The organism is Loigolactobacillus jiayinensis (assembly GCF_003946445.1).
GTDB lineage: Bacteria > Bacillota > Bacilli > Lactobacillales > Lactobacillaceae > Loigolactobacillus > Loigolactobacillus jiayinensis.
In genome coordinates this window covers 24,556-31,373 of sequence record NZ_RHOF01000045.1, presented here as the reverse complement: position 1 = coordinate 31,373, position 6,818 = coordinate 24,556, and the positions used below count along the sequence as shown (strand labels likewise).

Genomic DNA, 6,818 nt, shown 5'->3' with positions numbered 1-6,818 from the left:
ACCGAAGTGAATGTGCCGTTCAAAATCTCCACCAATACGATTTGACAGAGACCCCTTCTACTTAAGGTTACTTATTTAGCTGCTTGCCAAGCCGCGACTGCTTTAGCAGCCAGAGCTAAGCTAAGAACAGCATCTTTAGCTAACGTTTTTTGTGTTTGTTCGTGATCTAAATTATCAGTTGCGCCGACGACTTCTAAGCCGTAAGTGAGCAGGTGCAAGTCAGTTTGAACATCGTAGCCGGCACTATAAGCATCTTCATGGGCGTAACTGTAGCGTAGATCGCCATTGCTAAGTTCACCATCGGTATGAGTAACGATGATTCGATCCTTTAACTCACCTAAAGGCGCTTTACCTTTTTGCAGGGTCAGGAGATGATCAGATTCATGCTCATAATAATCGTCTTCACTGATTGTAAAGTAATCTTGAACGGGCTTAGCCAAAACAGCTAATTGATCAAGTGCGGCATAAATTAATTGAGGGTCAAATTTTTCGTCACCGATCTTAATTTTGTCGTTGTGTGCCTCTAAGTAATCTGCTAATTGGCTTAATGTTTGTGTTGCCATTGGATAACCTCATTTTCTACTGAATGTGAACTACTCGTCACCAAAGTAACGAATTTCTAGGAACACGGCTGACTGATATTAATTACTGATCGTCGTTAATATCAGGCGCCGTTAATTAACTAAGGCTCGTTTCAAGCCCAGTCTAACTGGCGTCAAAACGCTGACTCAGCGTGGCGTTGAAAAGCTGAGTTTTAACAACTGACGTTGCGTATAGAGTAATTTTACCTGATTTGTGGCCAATTGTTAAATTTAAATCGAAAAAACAGTGCTGGCGGCATTTGAATAACCACAAGCACTGCTATTTTTTAGTCGTCAACGACAACATAAGTGACGTCTAACGGACCGTGAACGCCGGTAACAAGCTGCATTTCAATATCACCGGAATTTGATGGGCCAGTGATAAAGTGAATGGCAGAACTGTCCAAACAACCAGCAGCCTGTTCCTTTTCGTACCAAGCTACTGCCTGAGTTGAGCGGGCAACGATTCGTGACCGTGGGACAATACTCAAGTAATGAATTGGTAGAAAATGTAGCGCGCGACCTTGACCTGGATTGGTACTGACGGTAACGGTACCTGATTCGGCCAGCAAGAAGTCAGCAAAGCTAATACCAATATTGGCAATTTCGGCAGCTTTTAGATTAGTTGCGCGGTCGGCATCAGGTAGCCAGTAATTAACGGTTTGGTCTGCAGCGATACTTTTTTGCCAATCGGTTAATTGATAATCAGCGAAGTGGCTGGTAGTGGGCAATAGAAGTGGACCGCCGCCCTTATCAGTCACATAGTCGGTCAATAGTTGTGGTAATTCAACTGGGGCAACTTCGTAAAAGGTGACCGGCAACGCTTCACTATTTTTCCGTGCTAAAGCTAATAATTCCGCTGGGGTCTTATCGCTTAATGTTTGTTGCGGTAAGTCATTTAATTGCTGATAAGGATGCGTCGCTAATTGATGCCGCGGCTGGCCTAAACGCTCAGCTAAATGATCTAAAAATTTATCGCGATTTTGAATAGTCATTTGGCGTCACCACCTTGCTTTTTATGATGTTTGAACCAGACACGGAAATCATCACGGTGTTTTGGTGGCACCGGTAAATCACGAACGTCGGTCCAACCACCTACCATGCCAGGGCCCTTAGTGATCATCGAATTATTATATTCAAAGAAGTTCGTCGCTGTAACTGGTTTCTGATGTGTCCATGGTGATAAGCCAAAATGTTTGAAGCGTAGGGCCATTTTGAACATAAATGGTGAGCTCGTACCTTTACCAACAACTTTCATTTGGAAATCAGTGAAGCCGTGCATCATGTTTAAGCGATCGGTTTCGACTTCACGATGTTTGATCAATAAATTGTGTAGCGGAATCAACACTGGACAAGTTTCGGTACAAGCCGCACAAAGGCTAGAGGCAAAAGGCAATTCGCCAAATTGCTCATAGCCACCGAGAATTGGTGATAAAACGGCGCCAACTGGTCCGGGGTACAAGGAGCCATAACCATGGCCGCCAATTTGCCGATAAACAGGGCAAACGTTAAGGCAGGCACCACAACGGATACATTGTAGAATTTCTTGGAACTCTGTGCCTAATGCTTTTGATCGATTATTATCCAAAACAACAACGTAGAAGTTTTCTGGTCCATCAGTTTCACCAGGTGTTTGTTGGCCTTCAAAAGTGACGTAAGTCGTCAATTTTTGGCCAACGGCAGAACGTGCCAGCATGTTGTCCATGATTTCGGCTTCTTTCATGCTGGGAACCAGACGCTCCATCCCCATAACAACAATCTGGGCCTTCGGAATTGAATCGGCTAAATCAGCGTTACCTTCATTAGTATCTAAGTTAATAATGCCAGAGTCAGCGATGGCAAAGTTACAGCCGGTAATACCAACGTCCGCTTCTAAAAAGCGTTCACGCATGTATTTGCGGGCAAAACGTGCCATATGTTCCGGATCATTATCACCTTCGTAACCCAATTTTTTAAAGATTGTATGCACTTGGTTACGATCTTTATGGATTGCTGGAAAAACGATATGTGACGGTTCATCCCAATCGTCTTCTTGTAAAATAAATTCCGCTAAGTCAGTTTCGAGGATCGAAACGTCAGGCAAAGCTTGAAGTTTTTTATCTAAGTCTAATTCTGCTGTAACCATTGATTTTGATTTAACAACGTGGTGACCTTGCTGTTGCTTGATCACATTAAGAATAAAATCATTTGCTTCATCCGTTGTTTGAGCGAAGAAGACATTGCCACCGCGTTTTTCAACGTTATCACTAAATTCTTCAAGATAGTCAGGTAGGTATTGAATAACGTGTTGACGAATCGATTGACCTAACTTACGCCAATCTTGCCAGTTGCCTAATTCAGCACGGGCATTTTCACGTTTAGTGTATTGCGTGTCTTGTGCTTTAGCGATCGAAGCGTGGGCGAATTTGTCCTTGGCTGCTGCGGCAATGCGTTCTTTAAATGGTAAGGTGCTGGTACTTAATCCCATAGTATTGACCTCCTTCCAGGTTATGGAAATGGTGCTGGTGCTGGCGTTGCAACTTCGCTGATCTTTTTGATCCGACTTTCATCAACGTTGTGATTCAGCACTTCAGCAATGTGCATAATTTTCATTGGTTTGCCTAGTCGGTTAAAACGACCACCAATATTCATCAAGCAACCAGGGTCGCAGGAAATTAGCGTTTCTGCACCAGTTTTTTCGATATTTTCTACTTTAGAAGTTACCATTAATTCAGAGATTTCGTGTTCCTTAACCGAGAAGGTGCCGCCAAATCCGCAACAATATTGAATGCCGTCTAATTGGCGCATTTCTAGACCTTTTACGTTTTCCAATAACCAGAATGGGGTTTCCCGTTCACCAAGCAAGCGGGTCATATGGCAAGAACGATGATAGGTGGCAACTGTATCCAATTCGGCACCACAATCGGCAATACCGAGCACACGCCAAATAAATTGTGAAAATTCATATGTTTTAGCAGATAAAATTTTTGCACGCGCCATATAATCACCAGTGGGGTCGTTGGGATCATCTACTAATAATTCAGGATATTCTTTTAGAATTGCGGTACAAGAACCAGCTGGACAAACAATATAGTCACAATCGATTGCTGATAAGGCATCGATCTGATTGTGCATTACAGGCCAACTTGCTTCAACATAGCCTGAATTAAAGGTTGGCTGACCACAACAGATTTGATCGTCAGGAACATCAACCGTGCAACCCAAGCGTTCTAAGACTTCAACCATATTTTTACCGACGTGCGGGAACATTAAATCCATCATGCAAGTCGTGAATATGCTGACTTTCATAAAAAAGCCCTCCTTAGCTAAATGATAACGATTATCATTTAATAACTTTATCGATCTACAGCCTTAGTATAGGCCATCTGAACTAAAAAGGAAAAGGCTTTCTATTCTTAATTGAGTTGTTCACTAACTTGACTTAGGATGCTATAAACACTGATATAAACAGCTTTTTGGCCAAAAAAAAGACAAAAAGTTAACCTTTTTGTCTAAGTAGAATTAGGGATTGCCCTAGTTAATGTGAAAAAATTATATCTCTTCTTGAACTGGCGCGTGAGTCACTTCGGGAGTGGCGACCGTAAAGTTCATGTTTTTCGTTAAATTAGAAATATAACGTAGACCACGTTGGCGAATATTGGTCGCTGCTGCTTGATCGTCGTTACTTTCAAAACCGCAATTTAAGCATTTAAACGTATGCAATTCTTTTTGGCGGTTACCAGAACTAGTGAAGCCACACACTGGGCAAATAATCGAAGTTTCGTTATTTGGAACTTGGATGATGGCTGAATTGTGGCCAACCAGTTCAAACAAGATCGTGAATAATGCTTTGTAGAAATAGTCAGGGCTTAAAATAATATTTGGTGTCTTGTTAACGTCTAAGCTGGGATGCAATTCGGTAACGTAAATGACGTCGTCACCGTAATGCGCAATTAGCTGGTTAACAATTTTGCGACAAGATTTAAGCACGTAACGTTTTAACATATAGGATAGGCGCGTCAGCTCGACATCGTCATCTAGCGTCTGAGTCTGGCGCTGCATTTGGCGAATTTCGTGTTGGTAGTCTAATATATGCTTGGAAATAATTGAGCCAGGAACTTGTAATGTATTGTCGTCACCATCTGTAGCGGTGATCATGTTGATTTTGCCATAATCTAAGCCAACGACGCGATAACGCCGGCCAGATTCAACTAGATTTTTGATCAGTTCATCGGCTTCGCGCGGACCAGGTAATGGTTTCGTAGCGGCTGCCGAAGTAGCAACGTGGTTGACTTGACTGGTCACAGCAGCATTAGAGGTAGTGAGGTGCGCTTGACTAGTTGTGTTACTGGTAAATGAATTTGTTGCCGTGGCCTGACTAGCTTTCGCTGGTGCGTGACTACTAGGTGTCTGGCTAATTGGATTACTGGTCGCATGGCTGCTGGTCGTATTTCTAATCGAATACTTAGCCGTACTACTTTCTGCAGCCTTGGTGGCTGAATCAATAGCATTACTTGTCACTTTAGTTGAGTTTGAGCTGCTATTGTCGGTTACTTTGGTGCTGTGTTTAGCAGCGCTACTAGTTGTTGCTTTAGTGCTACGTTTAGCATGACTACTATCTGTCGTTTTAGCGACATGCTTAGTGGTGCTACTAGTTGCTGCTTTGGGGGTACGCTTAGCCGTACTGCTACTTGTCGCCTTTACAGAGTGTTGATTAGTACTACTCTCAGCTGTCTTTGCCGCATGGTTGCTGGCGTTACTTTCAGTTGGCGCCGCACTTTTAGCAACGTGTGCGTTGGCACTGGTTCGTGCTGGCTGGTTCGTGTTGGCAGTAGGGGTCACTTCGGCCTCACTGGCTTCGGGTAGAACTAATTGAATACCTTGATTGGGATTTTGTCCCGGTAACATGAGGATCCAACCGTCATCGCGCAAAGTCATTAACCAACCACGTTTCGGGGTACTGAAGATTTTTTCACTGGACTGTTTCGGCGCTAAAAATAATGTATAAGAGTCGAGTTTGTTCAGTTGCAACAGTAGTTCCTGCGGTTCGCCGTCGTGTACGTTTAAAGTGGTTCGTGCGAAGACGACGAAACTGTTTTCGGGGATGGTCGTGATATGCTCGTTGCGGAAGATATCCATCATGACGTTAATAGTCGCTTGCGACATTTGTCGTTTGATACCAACACGTTGATTCAATTTTTGGTACAAGTTACCTTTATCCGTGCCACGATTGATCATGGCAACGGCTCGTTTTTGAATCAAATTCTGTCGATTGATCAAGCGGCGAATCTCGTTGCTATTCTGAAATTTTTTAAATGCCAAATAATTTGGCTCCTTTCGTTGTTCGATTTACATGTAAACGTTACGAACCATCACTATCATACCGCATTTTAGTAAAGTTGAATAGCAAGATTCCTCTAGAGTGCGTTATGATAAAGACAAATTTAAAAAATGCGAGGTTAAACACGATGAAATTTACAACACAGGATCAAGTAATGCTAGATTATACTGATCAAGGCCAGGGGCAACCGGTAGTGATTTTAACTGGTTTAGGCGGCGTTAAAGAAATTTGGCGTCAACAGATCAGTGCGTTATTAGCAGCTGGCTACCGCGTAGTTAATATAGATTGCCGTAACCAAGGCCAGTCAGCGCACACGACAAAAGGATTACGTATTTCGCGGCATGCGCAAGACTTAGCAGAATTAATAGCGGCATTACAATTAGAACATGTGATTTTACTGGGTAACTCTATGGGCGCGGCAACAATTTTTGCTTACGTTTCACTATATGGCACTGGTAATGTGGCTAAAATCATTGACGTTGATCAATCGCCACAAATGGTTAATACGCCAGAATGGTCATATGGGTTTAAGCAATTAAACTGGGCCAATTTCTACGATTATTTACAGCAACCAATGGGCCGTTCCACTTTTAAGCATATTAATGATGGCACTTATCAGCTAATTCGACCCTTGCAGCAACAATTTCCGTACGATGCAGCGTTAAATCTACCATTTCTAGTTGACCACGCTAGTCAAAATTGGCGTGATATAGTGGCAAATTTACAGTGCCCGATTTTATTTATCGCTGGCGGGCAGAGTCCGTATTTTAATCCTGAATTTGCGACAACAGCAGCTGCAGCAGCACCGTTTGGTCAGGCTAAAGTGATTGCTAATAGTGGCCATATCGTGATGGCTGAACAGTCAGTGGCGTTTAATCAGGTGCTGCTGGGGTTCCTGGGTTGATTTTTTTGGAGTA

At 43.0% G+C, this 6,818-nt stretch carries 6 protein-coding genes; 1 reads left to right on the top strand and 5 read right to left on the bottom strand.

Features of this window, described 5'->3' with window-relative positions:
* Nucleotides 1-71 precede the first annotated feature (71 nt).
* The 5 genes from EKM80_RS11195 to EKM80_RS11175 all read right to left on the bottom strand — a co-directional run bounded on the left by EKM80_RS11195 (nt 72) and on the right by EKM80_RS11175 (nt 5,882).
* On the bottom strand, nt 72-563 hold the full coding sequence (locus EKM80_RS11195; RefSeq protein WP_125553215.1) for a hypothetical protein: 492 nt from the start codon (nt 561-563) through the stop codon (nt 72-74).
* A 305-nt stretch (nt 564-868) separates the two neighbouring features.
* Nucleotides 869-1,576, bottom strand: a complete 708-nt coding sequence (locus EKM80_RS11190; RefSeq protein WP_125553214.1) for a LutC/YkgG family protein — start codon at nt 1,574-1,576, stop codon at nt 869-871.
* Entirely contained in the window at nt 1,573-3,048 is a 1,476-nt protein-coding gene (locus EKM80_RS11185; RefSeq protein WP_125553213.1) for a LutB/LldF family L-lactate oxidation iron-sulfur protein, read from the bottom strand. The genes EKM80_RS11190 and EKM80_RS11185 overlap by 4 nt, the downstream gene beginning before the upstream one ends.
* A gap of 20 nt (nt 3,049-3,068) precedes the next feature.
* On the bottom strand, nt 3,069-3,869 hold the full coding sequence (locus tag EKM80_RS11180) for a (Fe-S)-binding protein (protein WP_125553211.1): 801 nt from the start codon (nt 3,867-3,869) through the stop codon (nt 3,069-3,071).
* Nucleotides 3,870-4,112: 243 nt separating this feature from the next.
* Nucleotides 4,113-5,882, bottom strand: a complete 1,770-nt coding sequence (locus EKM80_RS11175) for a zinc ribbon domain-containing protein (protein ID WP_225418868.1) — start codon at nt 5,880-5,882, stop codon at nt 4,113-4,115.
* Nucleotides 5,883-6,028: 146 nt separating this feature from the next.
* Between EKM80_RS11175 and EKM80_RS11170 the strand changes: the two genes are divergently transcribed.
* Nucleotides 6,029-6,805 (top strand): alpha/beta fold hydrolase, encoded by a 777-nt coding sequence (locus EKM80_RS11170; RefSeq protein ID WP_125553210.1) that lies wholly within the window; start codon nt 6,029-6,031, stop codon nt 6,803-6,805.
* Nucleotides 6,806-6,818 lie beyond the last annotated feature (13 nt).